The organism is Salinibacter ruber DSM 13855 (assembly GCF_000013045.1).
Taxonomy (GTDB): Bacteria; Bacteroidota; Rhodothermia; order Rhodothermales; family Salinibacteraceae; genus Salinibacter; species Salinibacter ruber.
Genome location: NC_007677.1, coordinates 3,097,925 through 3,118,890 on the forward strand (window position 1 = coordinate 3,097,925; position 20,966 = coordinate 3,118,890).

Sequence of the window (20,966 nt, forward strand, 5' to 3'; positions counted from 1 at the left end):
GGATGGGGCGGGCCGTACAGCGATGCCAGGGGTTCATCCGTGCATGACGGCGAGGGGCTCCAGCCGCGCCACCTTGCCGGCGAGGCGCGACCCGGCCACCGTCTCCACGACCCCGCCGATGTTTTCCTTGAGCTGGACGCCGGCGGACGCGGATCCGTCGCCGGACCGAACGGCGACGCCGTCCCCGTCCCCGTCGAGCGGCACCGGCTCGGCCTGGTGGTTTGCCTCGTGGCGACTCATGGTCCGTCCGGCGCCGTGGCAGGCCGACCCAAAGCTCTTCTGCATCGCGTCGCGGGTGGCCAGCATGACCCACGAGGTCTCGCCCATGCTTCCGGGGACCAGCACCGGCTGTCCGAGGGCACGGTACGGGAGCGAGATGCCCGGCGTGCCGGGGCCGAAGGCGCGCGCCGCCCCCTTGCGGTGGACATAGCAGCGCATGTGCTTGCCGTCGACCTGATGCATCTCCACCTGCCCCAGGTTGTGGGCCACGTCGTAGACCGTCTTGAGCCGTTCCCCCGCCCCCTCAAGCAGATCGTCGAACACCTCGCGGACGCGGTGGGCCAGCACCTGTCGGTTGGCATAGGCGTAGTTGGCCGCGGCCCGCATGGCCCCCATGTAGTCTTCCGCCTCGCCCGAGTCGAGCGGCACCGACGCCAGGTTCGGGTCCGGCGGGTCGATGTCGTAGGAGGGGGCCACCTCCTGAAATCGCTCGATGTAGTCGGCACAGACCTGTCGCCCGTACCCACGGGACCCGCAGTGAATCTGGGCAACGAGGGTGCCCTCTTTGAGACCCATCGTGACGGCCGCCGCGCGGTTGAAGACCTCCTCCACCGAGTGAATCTCGATGAAGTGCTCTCCGCCCCCGAGCGTCCCGAGCTGCTGCGCCCCGATCGACCGGGCCGCCTCGCTCACCTTCTTCGGGTCCGCCTCGTTGAGGCGCCCCCCCTCCTCGGCGCGGACGAGGTCGTCCTGCTGCGCCATGTCCTTGCGCAGGGCCCACTGGGCACCGGACTGGGCGACGTGGTCGACCTCGCTCTTGTTGAGCGAGATGGACCCCTCCGCGTCCGTCCCACTCGGAATGTGGTTCTTCAGGGCGTCGGCAAGGGCGTCGAAGTTGCCCTCCGCCTCCTCGGTCTTGATGTCCGACCCCAGCAGTCGGACGCCCGCGTTGATGTCGTGTCCGATGGCGCCGGGCGCAATGGTGCCCACCGGCCATTTCGACACGGCCACAATGCCTACCGGCGCCCCCTGCCCGCTGTAGACATCGGGCATCACCACGAGATGCCCCACCAGTCCGGACAGCATCGAGGTGCGAATCGCCTGACCGATGGCCTTTCGTTCGAGAATCTCGTCGATGAGATTCTCACTCGCGAGGATGCGCACGGGCACCCGCATCGCGTCCTGGAACGACTTGGGGATTTCCCATGTGAATTCGTCGATCCGCGTCAGGTCCGTGCGTTTCATACGCTAGAGGCTCGCGCACGCCCCAGGGCTGAACGCCGTCTGGAACGCCGCGTCTTGTTATTTTTGAGACGTAATTGAGCGAAAATTGAACCATGGGAAGAAATTCAGTGTTCCACTTCCATCTTCCTCATGGGGACTTCCCCGTAGGCTTTCTTTTCGAGCGACGTGCGTTGCACAGTCGCTGTGTCCCCTCTCCAGCGAGGACGGTGCCCCGGCGTCGGTGGGGTTACGCTGGGGCTTCAGCCGCCCGCTCCGCCGCCTCGTTCTCGGCCCCGCCCACTTCGTGAATCCACCCCCCGCCGAGCACGTCTTCGTCCTCGTATAGCACGAGGCTTTGCCCCGGCGTGATGGCGCGCTTCGGCTCGGCAAAGGCCACCTTCAGGGTGTCCTCGTCCGGCTGCCAGGCCAGGCACCCCGCCCCATCGTCGTTGTAGCGGATGGTCCCCCAGGCCGGGCGCTCCCCGTCGAGCTCGGGGTACTTCACGAGGTTGATCTCGTGGGCCGTCAGGGTCTGTTCCATGAGCTCCTCCTTCGGCCCCACCGTAATCGTGTTTGTCTCGGGGTCAATGTCGGTCACGTAGACCCGCTCGCCGAGCGCGAGGTCCAGCCCCCGGCGCTGGCCGATGGTGTAGAAGGGGTAGCCGTCGTGCTCCCCCACCACGGTGCCGTCGCTGAGCACGAACGTGCCGCCGCTTACCTCCTCCTCAAGGCCGTCGACGCGGTCCTTCAGGAACCGAGGGTAGTCGTTGTCCGGGATGAAGCAGATCTCGTAGGAGTCCGGCTTGTCGGCTACGTTGTCGAGGCCGAACTCCGCCGCCATCTCGCGGATCTCCGGCTTCTCGTACGCGCCAAGGGGGAAGATCGAGCGGGCGAGGTGCTCCTGCGGCAGGCCCCAGAGCGCGTAGCTCTGGTCCTTGTTGCGGTCGAGCCCGCGGCTCAGGAGGTAGCGGTCCCGTTCGTCGTCGTAACGGACGTTGGCGTAGTGGCCCGTGGCGATGTACTCGCAGTCCAGGTCGTCGGCCCGCTGCAACAGGGCGTCCCACTTGATGTGGGTGTTACAGAGCACGCAGGGGTTGGGCGTGCGGCCCGAGAGGTACTCGTCGGTGAAGCGCTCGATCACCCAGTCCCCAAACTCCTCCCGCAGGTCCACGACGAAGTGCGGAAAGCCGTGCTCAGTCGCCACCACACGGGCGTCGTTCATCGACTCGATGGAGCAACAGCCCACTTCTTTTCCGTCGCGCCCCCCGCTGGTGGAATAGTCCCAGGTTTTCATGGTGAGGCCCACCACGTCGTAGCCGCGCTCTTTGAGCAGCACGGCCGTCACCGAGGAGTCGACGCCGCCACTCATGGCGACGAGCACGCGTCCCTTCTTGCTCATGATTTAGGCGGTGAGTCGAAAGAGAAGACTGTAGATATGTAAAACCGCCGCGCACGGATGGGCGTTCCTCAGTCGCGTCGGGGCCCCGCCGATCAGCAACACACGTGCCCCCCTGCTGCTCGGCCGCCTCGAGCGGGAAATGGTCTTCAGAAAATATTTGCTTGTACCACGACCCCGGAAAGCAGAAGTTTGAAGGCATCACTCCCTGCCAAACGCCCCCGGTACGTATTCTATGTCCACGTCGACCTCTGCGTCTCGCAGTACCGTCACGACCCCCCTCGCCCCCGCGGCCATCGGCCCGTACAGCCAGGGCGTCCTCGTCGACGACCGGCTCTATGTCTCAGGTCAAATCGCGATCGACCCGGACACCGACAGCATGGTGGACGGGACGATTGAGGCGGAAACGGAACGCGTGCTCGAAAACGTTGGCGCCGTCCTGAAGGCCGCGAGCATGTCGTTCGAGAACGTGGTGCGGTGCGAGGTCTTCATGGCCGACATGAACGACTACGCGCAGATCAACGAGGTGTACGCGCGGTACTTCAACGAAAAACCGCCGGCCCGGCAGGCCGTGGAGGTTGCCAAGCTCCCCCGGAATGCACGGGTCGAGGTGTCCTGCATCGCCATCCGGTAGAGCCCCAGAGGGCGTCCTACACACCCTCCACTTCGAGTCGGTAGTAGACCTCAGCCTTGACTGCTCCATCGCCGGCGCTTTCTAGCCCAAACCGGCCGTAGAGCGTTCGTGCCTCGTCGTTTCGTACAGCCTCAAGGACGGGTGTAGACGTGTCGTCGACGACGAACGAAGCGCCGTCCGGAAAAGACGTGACCTGTGCAACGCGAGGGCCTTCTGCGTCTGTCCCCAAGAACACATCTGCGTCTCTCAGCGACGGGGCAGATTCCGGATTGATAATCTTTACACTATCAATTCGGGCATCGACCACATCACTCCGGCTAAATCCGTTGCGGGACAAAATGGCGTCGAGGTCATCCGACTGAATCTTCGACTCGACCGCCACTTCTCCATCCACAACGTCCTCCCCTTTGTACTCGAACCGATGCTGCACCGTCGGAGCAATGGGCGAGTTCGCGTTCAGGATGGCCGTGTTGCTCGCCGACGCAAGGTCGCAGCTGGTCCACGCCACACTTGCGGCCAGCAGCACGATCAGCAACGATCCTCGGCGCAGGGTCCGTTCGGCAACGGTCATGGCACGTGCGGTTGGCTGTGAGGAGCAGGGCACCAGTGTGAGCAGTCCAGCCCCGTCCCCACCAGGGCCGCACGCGAACGGGCCCTACTCGCTGGAGACGATGCCCTTGTTGTACTGGTTCTTGTACTTGCGGACGGCCCGGAAAATGGCGCTTGCGAGATAGGTCTGGCCCCGGTCGCTGTTGAGGAAGCGGGCCTCCTGGCGGTTGGTCAGGTACCCAAGCTCCACGAGGACCGACGGCATTGAGGCGCTCCACAGGACGTAGAACCCGGCCTGGTGCACCCCCCGACTGCGCCGCTGGACCCGCTCCTTGAACTGATTCTGGACGATCGACGCGAACTCTTCGCTGAACTGCATGCTCGCGCTGAGGAAGAGTTCGCCCTTCACGAAGGCCTCCGCGTCGTACTCGTCGTAGCGGTCCGGATTCTCCTCGTACTCCCGCACAACGCTGTTCTCCTGCTTCATGACGCGCCGCGCCGCGTCCGTCTTGGAGCGCCCCAGGAAGTACGTCTCGGTGCCCTGGACGGACGCGGATTGAAACGCATTGGCGTGAAGCGAGATGAAGAGGTCGCCGCCCCTCCGGTTGGCCAGGTGCCCACGCTCCTCCAGGGCAATGAAGCGGTCGTCCGTTCGGGTGTAGACCACCTCAAGGTTCAGGCGGTTCTCGACGTACTCCCCCAGCTTGTGCGCCACGTCCAGCACAATGTCCTTCTCGTACAGCCCGTGGGCCACCGCTCCCGGGTCTTTGCCCCCGTGCCCGGGATCGATCACCACCGTGTCGAGGCGTGATCGCTCGCGGGAGAGGGTCGCCATCGGGTCCCGCCGGCGTTGTTCTGTCCGGGCGGCCGTCGGGGCGTCCGCGGCGGATGGAGACGAGGCGGACGCGGTCGACGCGGGGGACGAGGCGGCCCCCGAGGCCACCGGCGGGGCGTCGTCGTACGCGAGGTTCAGTAGCACGTCGTCGGACGCCCCGTCGCGGTAGGCCGTGGGCGAGATCGAGCGGTCCGAGGTTAGGGTCACCCGAAGGATCAAGTGGCCGTTTTGCTGCGTCACCGTGTAGTCCTCAACCGGCCCTGCCGGCGCCCGCTTGTCATAGTCCGCGTGGAGGGTCGTGTTGTAGAGCACCCACTTCAGTTCGCGCGCCTGCTCCGGCTGCAGCATGTACGCCTCGGGGGAGCCCGTCGTCCGGACGCGCACGACGTAGCCCTGCCCGTCGGACCGGGGAGAGAAGATCACGTCGGTCACGAGCACATCGGCCTGGGCCGGCCCCGCCGCCACGAGCAGAAGCCCGACCAGGAGCCACGACGGGCCCCAACGCGATCGATGCCCGGCGTCGACACAACGAGCGATGTGGGCCCGGAACCAATCCATAGACAGATGCGACACCCCTGACGAAAAGCGACGTGCGGACGGTGGCTGCGTGCCCCGCCGCCCTACAAGATGCGGCGCAGCCCACTTAAAGTAAAGGATGAGGTGACAACGAGGACGATGCGGGCGGCGGACGGCCCTGTGCGGCGTCGCTATCGGCCGCGCGTGGAGTCGATGAGTTGGCGGAGGTGGCGGTCAATCATGCGGTCCCGCATCTGGGCCCGTCGCTGAAGGTTTTCCTGCAGCTCACGGATCTGCCGCTGTAGACGCTCGATCTCGCGGCGCCGGTTTTCCTGCTTCACCGCAAAAATGTCTTCGAGCATGGCGCGAAGCGTGTCGATCTGGGCCCGGCGCTCCGCGCCCTCCGGCAACAGCCGAATGGTGCGCGCGAGGTTCCGCGCGTTCTGCTCCATTTGGCGCTCGCGCTGAAGCCGCTCGTAGAGCTCCCGGCTGGAGCGCTGCACGGCGTCGAGGTACTGCCGGTGCGACGCCTCGGGGGCACTCGCGGCCTCGACCCCGTCAGGGGACGAAGAGGCTCGCGCCTGCCCCCCGCCACTTCCCAATACGACGGAGGCCCGCTGCCGCCGCACCTCCTCTTCGGTGATGGGCCTCAGTCCATCCTGCACCACGAACAGGCGTCCCTTGAGCTCCACGACGGGGCGCTGGATGCCGACGAACCGGTAGTTGGCCCGCACCCCTCGCAGGTCCAAGCTGTCCGGGAGCTGGTCCGCCGACAGAGGCTGCCCGTCGACGTAGACGGTGCCGTCCCGGATGTTCAGGGTGTGGGTCTGCTGGGCCGACGCGGCGGGCAGAAGCAGGCCCCACAGGAGGAGCCCGACGGCGAGCCCGGCGACGACTCGACGACACGTAGAACCCAGGCGGTGCAGAGCGGTCATGGGGAAGCGAGACGTGAACAATGGGACGCGAGGCGAGCCGGAAACGGATGTTAGGGGCGGCTGACCCGCTGGAGGGAGCCCCACCGGTCCGGCGCGCTCCGTGCCTGCAGCCGGTCGATGCGGCGCTGTATGCGGATCAACTCCTCCCCGTCGTCCCACGCCGGGATGGCGTCCGCGCCGCTCGACCGGGTTTGGGCGGTCGTGGGGGCCTGCCGGGGCGCCCCGTCGATCGCGCCGGGCGCCGCGGCGTCCGCGGCCGGGCCGTCGGACGTTCCGTCGCCCTGCCACCACCCTAGGCCAATCACCAGCAGGAGGGCAAGCGCGGCACCGGCGGGCTGCAGGCGGCGGGCCCAGGCGTGGGAGGGGGCCCGCGCCGGGCGGTCCTCGCTCGGGGGCGCGGCCGGGGGGGCGGCCGTGCGGGCCTGGTCCACCACCTGGTCCACGACCGCCGCGTCCGGCCGGCGCGCGGGCCGGTCGTCCAGCGCCCGCTTCGTCGCGGCCAGCTCCTCGTACTCGCGGTAGAGGTCCGGATCGTCGGACAACCGCCGCGCGAGCGCCGACTCGTCCACCTCCTCGTCGTACAGATACCGAATGAGACGTAGCCGATCGTCCATAGGGGCAAAAGGTCACTCTGTGAAGCAGGCCGGACCGCGCCGCGACCCTCACGTGTCGATCGTGCCGACCAGCGCGGTCTCGTCGGAGGCCTCCATCATCTTGCGAAGGTTCTTGAGGGCGTACCGCATGCGGCCGAGGGCGGTGTTGATGGACACGTCTTGGAGCTCGGCGATCTCCCGAAAGGTGAGGTCCGTTTCCTGGCGCAGGAGCAGGACCTCTTTCTGCTCGGGGGCGAGCTGCTCGATGTGCTCGTCGAGCCACTCGCGCTGCTCCGCGCGGTGGAGCTGCTCGTCGGCGTAGGGCGAGTCGTCCTCCAGGGTGTCCCAGAAGGACCGCCCGTCGTCCTCGTCCTGCGGCACGTCCGTCCACTTCTTCTGCTTCCGCGTGTGGTCGATTGCCGCGTTGCGCGCGATGCTCATCACCCAGCTCAGCCACTGGCCCTGCCGGTCGTACGACCCGCGCTCGCCGTGCATGGCCTTGATCACGCGCTCGAAGGTTTCCTGGAAGAGATCGTTGGCCACCGCCCGGTCTTTCACCATGCCCATCAGGTAGCCAAAAATACGGTCCTGGTGCCGCTCGACGAGCTGCCGAAAGGCCTGCTCGTCGCTCTCGTCCAGGTACGCCGATACCAGTTCCTCATCCGTAGGCTGCATGCGGAAACCCAATCAGTGGCAGGTGCCGGGACGTGGGGACATGGTGCCGATTCAAACGAGTGTCCCAGCGCAATTATTGTGTGTCCCCTCGTGCTCGGCCCTCTACGTTTACAAGGACCGTTCCGGAGCGGCGATCCGCCGTCACAACACCACGTCCACGACCTCCTTCAGTTGCTGGGCCCCGGTCACGTCGATGTCGTAGTCGCCCGCAATGCGGTCGAGGTTGTTCTCCGGCACCACCGCCCGGTCGAAGCCCAGCTTGGCGGCCTCCTTGAGGCGCGGCTCCACGCGGCTCACGGTGCGAATCTCGCCGCCGAGCCCCACCTCGCCGATGAGGGCCGAGCCGGTGTCGGCGGGAATGTCGCGGAACGACGACGCCGCCGCGATGGCGACGCCCAGGTCCACGGCCGGCTCCTCCAGTTTGACCCCCCCGGCCACGTTGATGAACACGTCATGGTCGCTGAAGGCCAGTCCGGCGCGCTTCTCCAACACCGCCAGTATCATCTGCAGCCGCTGGGCCGCGAAGCCGGTGACGGTGCGCTGGGGGGTGCTGTAGGAGGTGGGCGTGACGAGCGCCTGAATCTCGACCAGGATGGGCCGGGTGCCCTCCAGGGAGCACACGACCGTGGAGCCGCTCACGCCGTAGCCGCGCTCGGACAGGAAGATCTCACTCGGGTTGGGCACCTCCCGCAGGCCGTCCTCCCGCATCTCGAACACCCCAATCTCGTTGGCCGCTCCGAACCGGTTTTTCACACTCCGGAGGATGCGGTACGCGTGGTTCTGATCGCCCTCAAAGTACAACACCGTGTCCACCATATGCTCCAGCACCCGGGGCCCCGCGATGGTGCCCTTCTTGGTAACGTGCCCCACGAGGAAGGTGGAGAACTCCCGCTCCTTCGTGAGCTTGAGGAGCGAGGCGGTGCTCTCCCGCACCTGACTGACCGAACCGGGGGCGCTCGTCAGGTCGGGACGGTAGATGGTCTGAATGGAGTCGGCCACGAGCAGGTCGGGGGCCACGTCGTCGACGGCGTTGGCGATCTCCTGCACGTTCGTCTCGGCCAGCAGGTAGAGGGCGTCGCTGTCGACCCCGAGCCGCTGGGCGCGCAGCTTGACCTGTCGCTTCGACTCCTCCCCGGTCACGTACAGGATCTTGCGGCCCGGCAGGTAGCCGCCCAGCTCGGTCATGAGCGTGCTCTTGCCGATGCCGGGGTCCCCGGCGATGAGGCTGAACGAGCCCTGCATGATGCCCCCGCCCATGACGCGGTCGAGCTCGTCGACCCCGGTCTTCAGCCGAGACTCCCCCTCCATCTCCACCTCCGTCAGCTGGGTCGGCTGGTTTTGGGCCGCCGCCGTTCCGTTCTGGCCGTCCGTGCTGAGGTCGGGGACCTGGGCCTCCACGTCGGCACTCTCGGTCTCCTTTACGAGCGTGTTCCAGGCCCCGCACCCGGTGCACTTGCCCATCCACTTGTGGGCCTCGTGCCCACATTCCTGACAAACGTATCGCGGCTCGGAGCTGGCCATGCGAATACCGGCGGGTTCGTGCGTTTGACGACTGAGGGCGGACGCGGCCCGTGTTCTTCCGAGGGCTGCGCCTGCATAGTGCACTGCCATCCGTCCGCCAGAGATCCCTCCGTGCCCCCGACGTAGAGGAACCTCCGCGTCGGGTTGGATGTGCATATGCAGGCTCCGGCTCAGAGCCGTCCCGGCTCCGGGCCGCCTCGTTCGCGCCCTGTGCATTCTCTGCTTCTTCTGTCTCGTTGCTCGACGCTCTGCTCTCTCCGTTTCGGGCCCTCGGCCGGTACGCGACGCTCATGGGCCGGGCGTTTGCCTCGATCGACAAGGTGGGCACCTACTGGAATAACCTCTTCATCCAGATGGTGCGCGTGGGGATCGACTCGATCCCCATCGTCGCCCTCGCGGCGGCGTTTACGGGGGCGGTGTTTACCGTGCAGACCGCCTACCAGCTGGAGACGCCCTTCATCCCGAAGACGATCATCGGGTCGATCGTGGCGCCGTCCATCATGCTGGAGCTGGGGGCCGTAATCGCGGGCTTCATCCTAGCGGGGCGCGTGGGCGCCCGGATCGCGGCGGAGCTCGGGACAATGCGGGTGTCCGAGCAGATCGACGCCCTGGAGGTGATGGGCCTCAACTCCGTCGGGTTCCTGGTCCTGCCGCGCGTGCTGGCCGGCGTCCTCATGTTTCCGGTGCTGTACGTCGTCTCCTGCGTCGTCGGAATCGGGACCGGCATCGGGGTGGGGCACTTCGGGGGCTTCCTGAGCGCCAGCGAGTTTCTGGAGGGCGCGCGCCAGTTTTTCAAGCTGCTCGACCCCACCATCGGGCTCATCAAGTCGTTCGCCTTCGGGTTTATCATCACCTCCATCGCCTGCTACAAAGGCTACTACACGGGCGGCGGGGCCGTGGGGGTGGGCGACAGCACGACCCAGGCGGCCGTCCTGAGCTGCGTGTTCATCCTCGTCGCCGACCTCCTCATCGCCCTGCTGCTGCTGTGACGGGCCCGACGCGTGCCCGGCTCCGTGCGACGGGCCGTCCCTGCACCCCCTGCCTCCCTCCCCGCCATGATTGAGGTCCAGAACGTATCGAAAGGGTTCGGAACGCTCCAGGTGCTGGAGGGCGTCTCGCTCGACATCCACGACGGCGAGACCCTCGCCATCATCGGGCGGTCCGGGTCCGGAAAGAGCGTGCTGATGAAGCACGTCGTGGGCCTGCTCACGCCGGACGAAGGGCGTGTGCTCGTGGACGGCACGGACATCGACACGATTCCCTACGAGGAGCTTCGCCGGCTCCGGCGCCGGTTCGGCGTGCTGTTCCAGGGCGGCGCGCTCTTCGACTCGATGACGACGTTCGAAAACGTTGCCTTCCCGCTCCGCTACTTCTCGTCGATGGACGAGGGGGGCATCCGGGACCGCGTGCAGGAGTGCCTCGACCTGGTTCGCCTCTCAGGCGTGGGGACGAAGAACCCGACCGACCTATCCGGGGGGATGCGGAAACGGGTGGCCCTCGCCCGCGCCATCGCCATCGAGCCGGAATACATTCTCTACGACGAGCCGACGAGCGGCCTCGACCCCGAGACCTCAAACACCATCAACGACCTCATCAGCCACCTCGCCGAGGAGCTTAACGTGACGAGTGTCGTCGTCACCCACGACATGCACTCCGTCCTTTCCATTGCCGACCGGGTCGCCTTTCTCCACGAGCGCAACCTCGAATGGGTGGGGCCCGTCTCCGGGATTCACGACTGCTCGAACCCGCACCTCAATTCCTTTGTGAAAGCCAACGAGTACCAGGTGGGCGACACCACCCCCGCCCTGTCCGGGCCGTCGGCCTGACCCCTTGGGCTCGTTTCGGGTTCTTCGCCGTTCTCGCACGTCCTGCTCTCCTGCTACATGGAATACAGCAACGAAATCAAGGTTGGGATCGCCATCGTCGTCGCGGTTGTCGCGGCCGTCTTTGGGGTTCGGTTCCTGCAAGACCTCCCGCTGTTCGGCGACACGTACGCCGTGAAGGCCGAATTTGAGGAGGCCAGCGGCCTCACGGCGGGCAACCCGGTGCGCATGAAGGGCGTCAATGTGGGCTCCGTGGAGTCGATCCGCCTCAACCAGGAGACCCAAACCGTGCGGGCCCGCCTCCGCATCGAGGAGGGCATTCGGATTCCGGAGGGCTCCCACGCGAAGGTTGCCGGCTTTAGCGGCATTGGCGGCGTCCGCATCAGCATCCTTCCCGGCCCCCGCGAGAACCCCCCGCTCCCGCCGGACGCCACGCTCTCGGCGCCCCCTGAGGGCAGCGTCTTCGACCGCCTTACCGACCAGGCCCCCGCGCTGGCGAACAAGGCCGACAGCGTGCTTACGAGCACGAACACGACCATGTCGGCCCTGAGCACCCAACTCCAAGATCCGGACAGCGACCTGCGACAGGCCCTCACCTCCGCCAAGAACATCACGGGCGACCTCGAATCGGTCACCGAGGCGGAGAAGGAAACCCTCCGCGCCCTCCTCCAAAACCTGCAGTCGGTGTCGAGCGACCTCGACACGTTCATGGGCGAAAACGGCGACTCCCTGGACGTGGCCGTGCGGCGCCTGAACGAGTCGCTCGACCGCCTCAACCGGGGGCTCGCCTCCCTCGAACAGACCTCCGCCACCCTCGACACGGTGGCCACCAAGCTGAACGAGGGCGACGGCACGGCCGGCCGCCTCCTCAACGACCCGAGCCTCTACCTGCGGCTGGACTCGGCCGCGGCCCGCACCAACACGCTTCTCCAGGACTTCCAGCGCGACCCGGGGCGCTACCTGAACGACATGACGCTCGTGAAGGTGTTTTAGACACGGAGCACCCCGACGGGCCCCTCAGCACGCAACCGATCGCTGCGCATGGCGGCTCCTGATTCCGATACCAACGACGGCCAGGAAGATACAGGGCTGGCGGCAGCGGTGCAATCCCGCTCGCACGACGGGGCGACCGGACGCGACGCGTCGTGGCCCCGCCTGCAGCGGCAGATCTTTCGCACGGCGAGCCGCCACCTGCCCGATTCCGCCGGCACGGCGGAGGCGGGGGTGGAGCCGCCCCCCAAGCGCACGGGCCGCTACGCCCGCTGGCTGCCGGTGCTGAAGGCCCTGCCCTGGGTGCTGGGCGCGCTCTTTGCCCTGTCGTTCGTGTGGGACTTTCCGGGCGTGACCCTGACCGTGGCCGGGTATACCGTCGTGCTGGAGGACCTGCTGCGCTTCACCGCCGTCAGCGGCCTCGTCGGCTTCGGGACGAACTGGCTCGCCATCACGATGCTCTTTCGCCCCCGCGAGCCGCGGCCTCTCGTGGGACAGGGCCTCGTGCCCGCCCAGCGGGAGCGGGTGGCCTACCGTCTCGCCCAGGCCGTGAGCGACGAGCTCATCAACAAGGCCCTCATCAAGGAGAAAATTCGGGAGAGCGGCCTCGTGGCCCAGTACCGGGATCTGCTCGTGGCGGCGGCCAGCGACGTGGCGACCGACGACGCGGTGCGCACGGAGGGGAAGGCCCTGCTCCGCCGCGCGCTGCGAGACGTGCTCTCCACCCCGTCGGTGCAGACACGGATCGTCGCCCTCACCGCCGAGCAGGTGGAGGCGCAGGCCGGCGAGGGCCTCTCGGGCCTGATGCTGCGGGCCTACCGGTACTTCGGGGAGGACGACTTCCGGGCCCGCCTGCGCGAGACCGTGCGGCGCCTGCCCGACGCGGTCGACCCGCTGGTGGAGGAGCTCGATCCGGTGCTCGACCGCCTCCCCGCCGAACTGGAACGCCGCAGCGACGAGATCGAATCGCTGCTGACGCGCGTGGTGCTCCGCCTCGTGGACACGCTCGACCTGGAGCGCATGATCTATGAGAACGTGCGCGCCTACGACGAGCGGCAACTCGAAATGCTGCTGCGCCGCACGACCAACGAGCAGCTCAACTACATCAAGTACCTCGGGGCCGCGCTCGGCATCATCGGCGGCTTCATCATCTGGGCCCCAGCGGCCGCACTCGTCGCGGTCACGACACTCGGCCTCGCCGTGTACGGCCTGGACGAGGCGCTCTTTCGCGCCCGGACAGATGATACGTCGTCCTCGTAAAACCGGCCGCGCACACATTGATCGGTCGTCCCTGCTTTTCCTTCACCACCTGCACTGCCGCCAATGCCCCCCCACGAGCCCCTCTCCGGCGTCGACGCGGCGTGGCTGCGGATGGACGAGCCGACGAACCTGATGACCATCACCGGCGTGCTCGTGCTCGACGACCCGATGGACGTCGACACGCTCAAGACCCTTCTAGAGGAGCGCTTCCTCGGCTTCGACCGGTTTCGGCAGCGGGTGCGCGACCCCGAGGGCTCCCCGTACTGGGAACTGGATCCGTACTTTGACCTCGACCGGCACGTGCACCGCACGGCCCTGCCGGGCGCGGCCGGCCGCGACGAGCTCAAGGAGCGGGTGAGCACGCTCATGAGCGTGCCGCTCGACCGGGACAAGCCACTCTGGGAGATGGAGCTGGTGGAGGACTATCTCGGCGGCAGTGCCCTCATCATACGGCTGCACCACTGCATCGCCGACGGCATGGCGCTGCTGCAGGTGCTGCTGTCGCTCACCGACGAGTATTTCGACCCGGCCCGCTTCCCCACGACGGAGGACCGCGGGCTGCTCTCCGGCGTGATGCAGGGCGCCCTCGACACCGTCCGCGGCACCGTCCGGACCGGGCGGCGCCTGCTGAGCGAAGGCGCGAAGTCGCTCCTTCGGCCCTCCCGCGCCCTGCGGCGCGCCAAACAGGGCCTGAGCTTCGGGGCGGCGCTGTCGAAGTTTCTCTCGCTGCCCCACGATGACGACACGCCCCTGAAGGGCGAGCTGGGCGTGAAGCAGCGGGCTACGTGGTCCGCCCCCCTCGACCTGGCGCGCGTCAAGCGCATCGGGGGCGTCGTGGACGCCAAGGTGAACGACGTGCTGCTCGGGGCCGTGGCGGGGGCGCTGCGGTACTACCTGGCCGCCCGCACGGAGCCGACCGACACGGAGACGGTACGCGCCCTCATCCCGGTCAACCTGCGCCCGCCAGAGCAGGCCTTCGAGCTCGGCAACCGCTTCGGGCTCGTGTTTCTGGACCTGCCCGTCGGCCTCGACGATCCCCTGGAGCGCATGCTGGCGGTAAAGCAGCGGATGGACGCCCTCAAGGGCTCGGCGGAGGCCGTCGCCGCGTTCAGCGTATTGGAGAGCCTCGGGTACCTGCCGCTGAGCGTGGAGGACCGCGCCGTGCGCCACTTCAGCAACCGGGCCAGCGCGGTGATGACGAACGTGCCGGGGCCGCAGGAGCCGCTCCACATGAAGGGGCGGCACGTGCAGCACGTGATGCCGTGGGTGCCGCGGGCGGGGCACGTGGGCCTGGGCGTGAGCATCTTCAGCTACGACGGCACGGTGCGCCTCGGCATCGCCTGCGACGCCGGCCTCATCCCCGACCCCGACACCATTATCGAGGGGTTCGAGCGCGAGTTCGACCGGCTCGCGGACGACCTGCTGCCCGCCACGGATGAGGGACCGCCCCCCGCGTCATCCCCTCAAGGTTAAGAATCGGCTTCCTCAATGGACCGGGCGAGCGCCTCGATGCGGGCGCCGAGGGCGTCCACCCGCTCGCGCAACTCCGCCACGTCGTCGCGGGACGGCACCCCCACCCGCCGGAGAACGTCGTTCACGTCCGCCTGGACGCGCTCGTCCGACGCCCGGATCGCGTCGGCCTCGTCCGTCGCCCGCCGCACCCGCCGGGCCATCGCCTCCGTGCGCTCGCGCCGGGCCCGCTCCCACGACCGGCCCTCCTCCACGAGCGCGTCGAACACCTGCGTGCCGGCGTCCTGCACCGCCCCGACGACCCCGAGGCCGGCCCACCACGCCGCACGCGCCCCACGAACCAGGCCCGATGCCACTGCGCCGGGCCCCGGCAGCCCCCACCCCGACGATCGCGAGCGCGCAGACGACGCGGACGGCTTCGGGTCGGCCTGCTCGGGTCGTTTGCCACGCGTAATGGTAATTGTGGGGCCGCTGTCGCTCATGTGTTTGCCGTTGAGGATGTCGGAGAACGGATCGGTGCCCTCACGCAACGCTAGTAGGTTTTCTCCACGTCCGCCGCCACCGACATCATGCCGCGGAAGACGCCCATGTTGGACATGATCTGCATCATGGAGCCGTCGATCTTATAGTCCGGCGACGCGATGGCCTCGGTGGCGCCCATCTCGCCCTGGTCCATCTGCATCCACACGTCGTAGGGGGCCGTGGCCCGCGCCATGATCGCATCGGTGTCCACCGCCTCCTCGCGCATCTGATCGGAGGGGGCGTCGTCAATCCAAAGGTCCACGTCCACGACCTGGCCCTCCTCGAACGTGTAGGTGGCGGTCACGTCCTCGGCGTCGGGCGTGTCGAGGCACCGCAGCTCGATGGTTTCGGAGAAGGAGCCCGCGGTGTCCTGGAACTCGTCGTCGCGGTTCAGCGCCTCGACGAAGCGTTCGACGTACGCGGGCGTCCAGTAGCGGGGGGCGTCGTCGCTCATGGGTGGAGAAGGGATTTGTCAAAAGGCCGCGCCGTAGTGTAGCCGTGCGGGGGGCAGAGTGGCAAGCGAAACGGGGGCGCGCAACGTTGGGGCACGTTGACCGGCGCCCAGGTCTCGTGCGTCTCGCGGTCTTTCCCGTCCCCCCCGTCCATCGCCGCGACGACTCACAACTCACAGACAAGGCCGGTCCCCATTCCCCGCTCTGCGGACCGGCCCCACGCCGACCAGCACCGACCGTCGGGTGTCCACACGGTCCCCTTCTAGCGTGGAGACGATGACTCGGCGCACCGTCCCGAAGAGGACCTGAGCGTCGGCTTTCAGAAACGGATCTCTCGGCCGGGGGCGGGTGGGACGGGCCGTGGTCCCTTCCGGGGACGGTCGCCCCCGGTTCTTTTCCCCACCACCACGCGGTTCCCTCTGCCCCTGCGCATGCAGTCGCATCCGGCCTTACGGGTCGATCGGGCCGGGGCTCTCTCCGGAGGAGGACACGAGAAGGGCCACGCCCCGGCTGAACAGTTGCCCAGCAAGGCCCAGGGCAACCCCGAGCCCCATGCCAAAGATGGCGAGCTCCTTCACGCCCAGGTATTTGCTGACGCTGATGAAGCCCATCCAGGAGAGCGCGCGCTGAACGATGCCGGTCTGGTCGGAGACCACGAAGAGAACGGCCCCGAACACGAACCCGAAGAAGGCGGATCGAACCAGGTCCTCGACCAGCAGGCCGCCAACCAATGGGGAAGAAATCGTCTCGTCTTCGCTCTGGCTCATAAGGATGAACGCTCAAACACAGAAAGGGCCCGCCCTGAAAAGCGAGGCGGGACCGGCTCGTGGGGCTATTTCCGGCCGCTTTGCAGTCGCGTGAGTGCGCAGCCGTTGCTCCGCGATCCTTCAGAACGCCACACAGGCTCGTAGGACGCGGTAACTCGCTTTTTAGAGAACCAACAAAGAACGTGGGAGGTCCGGAGAGTGGGCCCTGACGCCTCCCCTGAAGGTCAAAATAAAATCGAAATCCAATGGGTCGTCCCCAGATGGCCCGGGGCCGTACGGCGGAGAACCGGGGTCCGTGTCGCCCTGAGTGTCGTGCGGGACCCGTCCGGGCGGACGAACGGCCTCGCCATTTTTTGGGATTCGGGCCGGGCGTACGACGACCGGACGTTCTCGGGGGAGTCTCTTCGCTTTCGTGAGAAGGCCGGCCCCATCCCCCGATCACTGAACCACTTCGTGCCGGTGGGGACCTAGCCTCGGTGGGCCCGAGCACCAGTCTTCCGTCCGTCTGGGAGGTCTTCGCGCGAAGGGGGCCTGCCCCACGACGGCGGAAGGGTGTCGCGATCGCGTTACAATGCAGAGGAAGCGGGAACGACCCGGGTGGGCAAGGGGAACCAGCACTCGTGGTTTGGCCCAATTCTTACACTTCTTCAAACGCTTTGCCTGCTATGGACGAACGCGAACTTGTTGAGACACGGGTCCGAGACGTGCTGCGAACGAAGGGCACCCTCCAGCAGAACGGGGATGTCCTCACGGCCACCCCCACCGACACCGTTTACGAGTGTATCGACGCCATGGTGGACCGCGGCATCGGGTCCATCGTCATCACGGAGGACGACGAGATGGTCGGCATCTTCACCGAGCGGGACTACATGCGCGACATTGCCTTGAAGGGACGCTCCTCCCCGGAGACCGAGGTGCAGGAAGTCATGACGGAAGACGTCGTCACCGCAGAGGCGGAGGACCAGCTCCGCGATTGCCTGGATCGGATGAACGACCTGCAGTGCCGCCACCTTCCCGTGGTCGACGACGAGGGCAACCTCGCCGACATCATCTCGATGCGGGACTGCGCGAAGCAAGTCGCCGAGTCGGCGGAGTCGGGCGCGACGCAGCTCGTGAACTACGTGACGGGCCAGTATTCCACCCGGTAGGAGAGCGGATGCTCGCCGAGGGCAGGCGCCGGTTGTGGGATTCGACGGGCCGGAATGCGCCGCGCCGGACGGACCGTACGCTTGAGCTGAGGGCACGGCTTCTGGAGCCGCTCGCGCAGGCGGCTGTCCCCGAAAGAGCGGAGACGGCGCCTCAATCGTCCGCGAGAACCCGCGGACCCGCTGAGCCCCAGATCGATCGGGGAGAGTACATCCCGTAGTGCCCCCTGCTCGCAGCGGCATGGAGTTCGGCCGATCCAGCCTCTCCCCGGCACGGACGCAACACGACGCGACGTGGAGGCGAGAAACGTCCCTTCCGGGCGTCCTCGCCTCGGAACCCTCGTCCACCTCCCGTGATGCAATGTGTAACGTTGTAGTCTGAAGACGGCCCCGACACCTCTTTTCAATCTACGGCCGTCGGTTTCCGCCGCTCTCGGGATCTGCCATGCCTTCTCCCGCCCGCAACATCACCGCCCTTCTCTGGCCGAGCGACGACATGCTCTCCACCAATGCTAAGTCTCGGCTGCAGGTGGTTCGTCTGCTCTGCCTCCTCGGGAGCCTCCTGATCCCACTTTACGGCCTCCTGTACGAGGCCGCGCGCCCCGAGGCAACCGATCCGATGTGGATCCGGCTCGTCATTGCGGGCGTCTTGGGGGCGTTCGTGGCGGGCACATACGTTCTGCGAACGCTTCGCACCCACTGCGTCGGCGTCGCGTGGGGACTGCTTTACCTTTTGATGGCCTGGAGTGTGGCCCTGGCGGCGGTCAATCAGTTTTCGGGCGCGTACGTGGTAGGCATGCTCGTCGTGTACGCTGTCTCCGCCACCCTGGTGTTGGTCAGCAGTCAATTGCTGCGGTCCGTGCTGTCGTTTTTGTCGGCGGGCCTGCTCCTCACGGGGGCTGCACTGCTGTGGGCCCCTGCCGTTCAGCTGAGCCCCCTGGTGCTGTGCGGGGGCATGGCCATGGTGGCCTTCGTCGTCGGGGTGGTCGCGCGGTGGGTCTTGCGCGTGCGGAGGCACCTCGCGGACCAGGCACGGGAGCTCGAGGAGCAGCGCGACCGGCTGGAGGGCCATCGGGCGTACACCAACCGCCTCCTCAACGCGACCGACGACCTGTTCTTTGCCCTCGACCCGACAGGCCAGTTTCAATGGTGGAACGACCGCGTGTTGGAGACGACCGGCCTGTCCGACGAGGACGTCGGAAGCGTGGACGCGCTGGACCATTTTGTGCCGGCCGAGCGGGAGAAGCAGGCCAAGCAAGCCATCCGCAGGGTGCTTCAAACCGGCAGCGGCCAGGTGGAAGTGCCCCTCGTGGCCGACGACGGAGTGGCGGTGCCCTACGAGTTCGTGGGCAACCCCGTCGAAAACCTGGAGGGGGAGCGCCAGATCGTGTGTGTCGGCCGGAACGTTGCCGAGCGGAAGCGCCGGGAGCGGGAGCTGCGGGAGAGCGAACGGCGCTTCCAGGCGATGCTGAACGACCCGAACATCCTCGCCGGCGTGCTCTCGCCGGACGGGACGTTCCAGAAGGTCAACGACACGGCCCTCGGGTACATCGAGGCGACCCGGGCGGACGTTCTCGGCCGGCCGTTCTGGGAGACCCCCTGGTGGGAAACGGAAAACAGGTCGGCGGTCCGAGAGAAGGTCGAGCGCGTGGCGGAGGGGGAATACGTGCGGTTCGAGGCCGAGCACGTGACCCCGGACGGGGAAGCCCGGACCGTGACCGGCATCATGCGTCCGGTGACCGGCGAGGAGGGGGAGGTCGTCTCGATTTTTGTCACGGCCCGGGACATCACCGAGCGGAAACGGCGGGAGGAGGCCCTTCAGGTGGCGGAGGGGCGGTACCGAGCGCTTATCGAGAACTTTCCCGGGGGCGTTTTTCTCTTCGACGAGGATTTGCAGTATACACTGGCAGGGGGACGCGAACTCCGGGACGCGGGCCTCTCCCCGTCGGACGTGGAAGGGGGAGGTCCGCACGACATATTTCCGGCCGCCCTGGCCGAGGAGCTCGACATGTACTTCCGGCGCGCACTCAACGGCGAGAAGAATGCGTTCGAGCAGACGATGGACGGGCGCCGGTACTTCAACCGAACGCTCCCGGTTCGGGACGAGTCCGGAACAGTTATCGCCGGCATGGCAGTCGCCCAGGATATCACCGAGGAGCGCCGCCGCAAGGAAAAGCTCGAGCGGAAGAACGATCTCTTCCAACGGGCCCAGGAGATCGCCAATGTCGGCGGGTGGGAGTACGACCTAGACACGGGCGCCCTCACCCTCACCGACCAGGCCTACCGCATCCACGGCGTTTCTCCGGGCGCGAAGATGACGCTGGAGCGGAGCCACGGGCTGTATCACCCCAATGACCGATGGGAGGCCGAAGAGGCCTTCCGCCGGGCGGCCGAGGACGGGGTACCCTACGACGTCGAGGCCCGCCTGATTACCGACGCTGGGGAGGAGAAGTGGATCCGCACCCGCGGGGCGCCGCAACAGGACGACGGCCGGACGGTTCGGGTCCGTGGAACGATCCAGGACATCACCGACCAGAAGGAGCGAGAGCAGGCCCTCCGCACAGCCAAGGCCGACGCGGAGGCGGCCCGCCAGGAGGCCGAGGAGGCCAGCCGCCTCAAAAGCGCCTTCCTCGCTAACATCAGCCACGAGATTCGCACCCCGCTGACGTCGATTATCGGCTTTGCCGAGCTGATCGGCTCGGAGGCCGGCGCGTTGGATCTGTCGGACAGCCCGCTCCCGGGGTATGCCACCATGATCGAGCGAAGCGGGAAGCGCCTGCTCGAAACGCTGGAGGGGGTGCTCAACCTCTCCAAGTTGCAGTCCGGGCAGATGAAGCTGGAAACGGCCCCGGTCGACCTGAACGAGCAAATCCGCTGGGCCGTTCAGGAGCTCCGCCCGAAGGCTGAGGAGAAGGGGGTTCGCCTTCAGCTCGAGACCGGTTGCGCCGTGGCGGAGGGCGACGAAGGCGGCATCCAGATCGTCATTCGGAACCTGGTCTCCAATGCGATCAAGTACACCGAGCAGGGCGGCCGCATCTGGGTCCGGTCGTTTCAGAACGAGGACCGGGCCGTGCTTGAAGTTGAGGACACCGGCATTGGGATGGACCCGGCGGTGGCCGAGTCGCTCTTCGAGCCGTTCCGACAGGCGTCGGAAGGGCTAAATCGCGAGTACGAGGGGACCGGCGTCGGCCTGGCGGTCACGAACAAGGCGGTTGCCCAGATGGACGGATCCATCGAGGTAGACACCGAGAAAGGCGAGGGCACCCGGTTTACCATCCATCTTCCGGCCTCGGAGGAGCATCCGACCGATGGATCCGCCTCGTGAAGACGGATGCGACGAAACGAGGCGGGGCCACACGGAGACCCGCTGTCTCTTGAGTGTCTCTCATTTCTCCCTCGCCAGGGGCCGCGCTGCCGCCCCCACGAGGGTCGTGCGTCAT

General features: G+C 67.1%; 19 protein-coding genes. 8 read left to right on the forward strand and 11 right to left on the reverse strand.

The genetic code is table 11. The features are described from left to right. Positions 1 to 33: 33 nt before the first annotated feature. Together SRU_RS13065 and mnmA are read right to left on the reverse strand one after the other, a co-directional pair. Entirely contained in the window at positions 34 to 1,464 is a 1,431-nt protein-coding gene (locus SRU_RS13065; RefSeq protein WP_011405205.1) for an RtcB family protein, read from the reverse strand. 226 nt (positions 1,465 to 1,690) lie between these two features. Beyond that, positions 1,691 to 2,842: a tRNA 2-thiouridine(34) synthase MnmA gene (gene mnmA, locus SRU_RS13070; protein WP_011405206.1), complete on the reverse strand. Its 1,152-nt coding sequence runs from the start codon at positions 2,840 to 2,842 to the stop codon at positions 1,691 to 1,693. A gap of 232 nt (positions 2,843 to 3,074) precedes the next feature. Between mnmA and SRU_RS13075 the strand changes: the two genes are divergently transcribed. Beyond that, positions 3,075 to 3,473, forward strand: coding sequence for a RidA family protein (locus tag SRU_RS13075; RefSeq protein ID WP_011405207.1), 399 nt, complete (start codon positions 3,075 to 3,077; stop codon positions 3,471 to 3,473). Positions 3,474 to 3,489: 16 nt separating this feature from the next. Here SRU_RS13075 and SRU_RS13080 read toward each other — a convergent pair whose 3' ends face one another. From SRU_RS13080 to radA, 6 genes are all read right to left on the reverse strand, one after another. Then, positions 3,490 to 4,044 (reverse strand): hypothetical protein, encoded by a 555-nt coding sequence (locus tag SRU_RS13080; RefSeq protein ID WP_164923653.1) that lies wholly within the window; start codon positions 4,042 to 4,044, stop codon positions 3,490 to 3,492. 84 nt (positions 4,045 to 4,128) lie between these two features. Next, positions 4,129 to 5,415 carry an N-acetylmuramoyl-L-alanine amidase family protein gene (locus SRU_RS13085; RefSeq protein WP_011405209.1) on the reverse strand — a complete coding sequence of 429 codons (1,287 nt, stop codon included), beginning with the start codon at positions 5,413 to 5,415 and terminating at the stop codon, positions 4,129 to 4,131. Between the two features lie 149 nt (positions 5,416 to 5,564). Continuing rightward, complete coding sequence (locus SRU_RS13090; RefSeq protein ID WP_164923654.1) at positions 5,565 to 6,308, reverse strand: hypothetical protein; 744 nt, start codon at positions 6,306 to 6,308, stop codon at positions 5,565 to 5,567. A 50-nt stretch (positions 6,309 to 6,358) separates the two neighbouring features. Then, positions 6,359 to 6,922, reverse strand: a complete 564-nt coding sequence (locus SRU_RS13095; RefSeq protein ID WP_164923655.1) for a hypothetical protein — start codon at positions 6,920 to 6,922, stop codon at positions 6,359 to 6,361. A 48-nt stretch (positions 6,923 to 6,970) separates the two neighbouring features. Further along, positions 6,971 to 7,576: an RNA polymerase sigma factor gene (locus SRU_RS13100; protein ID WP_013062684.1), complete on the reverse strand. Its 606-nt coding sequence runs from the start codon at positions 7,574 to 7,576 to the stop codon at positions 6,971 to 6,973. 141 nt (positions 7,577 to 7,717) lie between these two features. Beyond that, entirely contained in the window at positions 7,718 to 9,097 is a 1,380-nt protein-coding gene (radA, locus tag SRU_RS13105) for a DNA repair protein RadA (protein WP_011405212.1), read from the reverse strand. Between the two features lie 236 nt (positions 9,098 to 9,333). Here radA and SRU_RS13110 point away from each other — a divergent pair, with 236 nt between their 5' ends. From SRU_RS13110 to SRU_RS13130, 5 genes are all read left to right on the forward strand, one after another. Beyond that, the gene (locus tag SRU_RS13110; RefSeq protein WP_011405213.1) at positions 9,334 to 10,086 is read left to right on the forward strand and encodes an MlaE family ABC transporter permease; all 753 of its coding nucleotides are present in this window, start codon (positions 9,334 to 9,336) and stop codon (positions 10,084 to 10,086) included. A gap of 66 nt (positions 10,087 to 10,152) precedes the next feature. Next, on the forward strand, positions 10,153 to 10,923 hold the full coding sequence (locus SRU_RS13115) for an ABC transporter ATP-binding protein (protein ID WP_011405214.1): 771 nt from the start codon (positions 10,153 to 10,155) through the stop codon (positions 10,921 to 10,923). A gap of 57 nt (positions 10,924 to 10,980) precedes the next feature. Next, the gene (locus SRU_RS13120) at positions 10,981 to 11,913 is read left to right on the forward strand and encodes an MlaD family protein (protein WP_013062687.1); all 933 of its coding nucleotides are present in this window, start codon (positions 10,981 to 10,983) and stop codon (positions 11,911 to 11,913) included. A 48-nt stretch (positions 11,914 to 11,961) separates the two neighbouring features. Further along, complete coding sequence (locus tag SRU_RS13125) at positions 11,962 to 13,170, forward strand: DUF445 domain-containing protein (protein WP_011405216.1); 1,209 nt, start codon at positions 11,962 to 11,964, stop codon at positions 13,168 to 13,170. 63 nt (positions 13,171 to 13,233) lie between these two features. Continuing rightward, complete coding sequence (locus SRU_RS13130) at positions 13,234 to 14,643, forward strand: WS/DGAT/MGAT family O-acyltransferase (RefSeq protein ID WP_011405217.1); 1,410 nt, start codon at positions 13,234 to 13,236, stop codon at positions 14,641 to 14,643. Here SRU_RS13130 and SRU_RS13135 read toward each other — a convergent pair. The 3 genes from SRU_RS13135 to SRU_RS13145 all read right to left on the reverse strand — a co-directional run bounded on the left by SRU_RS13135 (position 14,640) and on the right by SRU_RS13145 (position 16,381). Beyond that, positions 14,640 to 15,122, reverse strand: a complete 483-nt coding sequence (locus SRU_RS13135) for a phasin family protein (protein ID WP_237701752.1) — start codon at positions 15,120 to 15,122, stop codon at positions 14,640 to 14,642. The genes SRU_RS13130 and SRU_RS13135 overlap by 4 nt on opposite strands. Positions 15,123 to 15,172: 50 nt before the next feature. Next, complete coding sequence (locus SRU_RS13140; protein WP_013062694.1) at positions 15,173 to 15,616, reverse strand: SCP2 sterol-binding domain-containing protein; 444 nt, start codon at positions 15,614 to 15,616, stop codon at positions 15,173 to 15,175. Between the two features lie 447 nt (positions 15,617 to 16,063). After that, positions 16,064 to 16,381 (reverse strand): hypothetical protein, encoded by a 318-nt coding sequence (locus SRU_RS13145; protein WP_118829377.1) that lies wholly within the window; start codon positions 16,379 to 16,381, stop codon positions 16,064 to 16,066. A gap of 665 nt (positions 16,382 to 17,046) precedes the next feature. Here SRU_RS13145 and SRU_RS13150 point away from each other — a divergent pair. Next, a complete protein-coding gene (locus SRU_RS13150; RefSeq protein ID WP_164923656.1) occupies positions 17,047 to 17,529 on the forward strand; it encodes a CBS domain-containing protein in 483 nt (160 codons plus the stop codon). A gap of 442 nt (positions 17,530 to 17,971) precedes the next feature. Next, on the forward strand, positions 17,972 to 20,851 hold the full coding sequence (locus SRU_RS13155; RefSeq protein WP_011405221.1) for a PAS domain-containing sensor histidine kinase: 2,880 nt from the start codon (positions 17,972 to 17,974) through the stop codon (positions 20,849 to 20,851). Positions 20,852 to 20,966 lie beyond the last annotated feature (115 nt).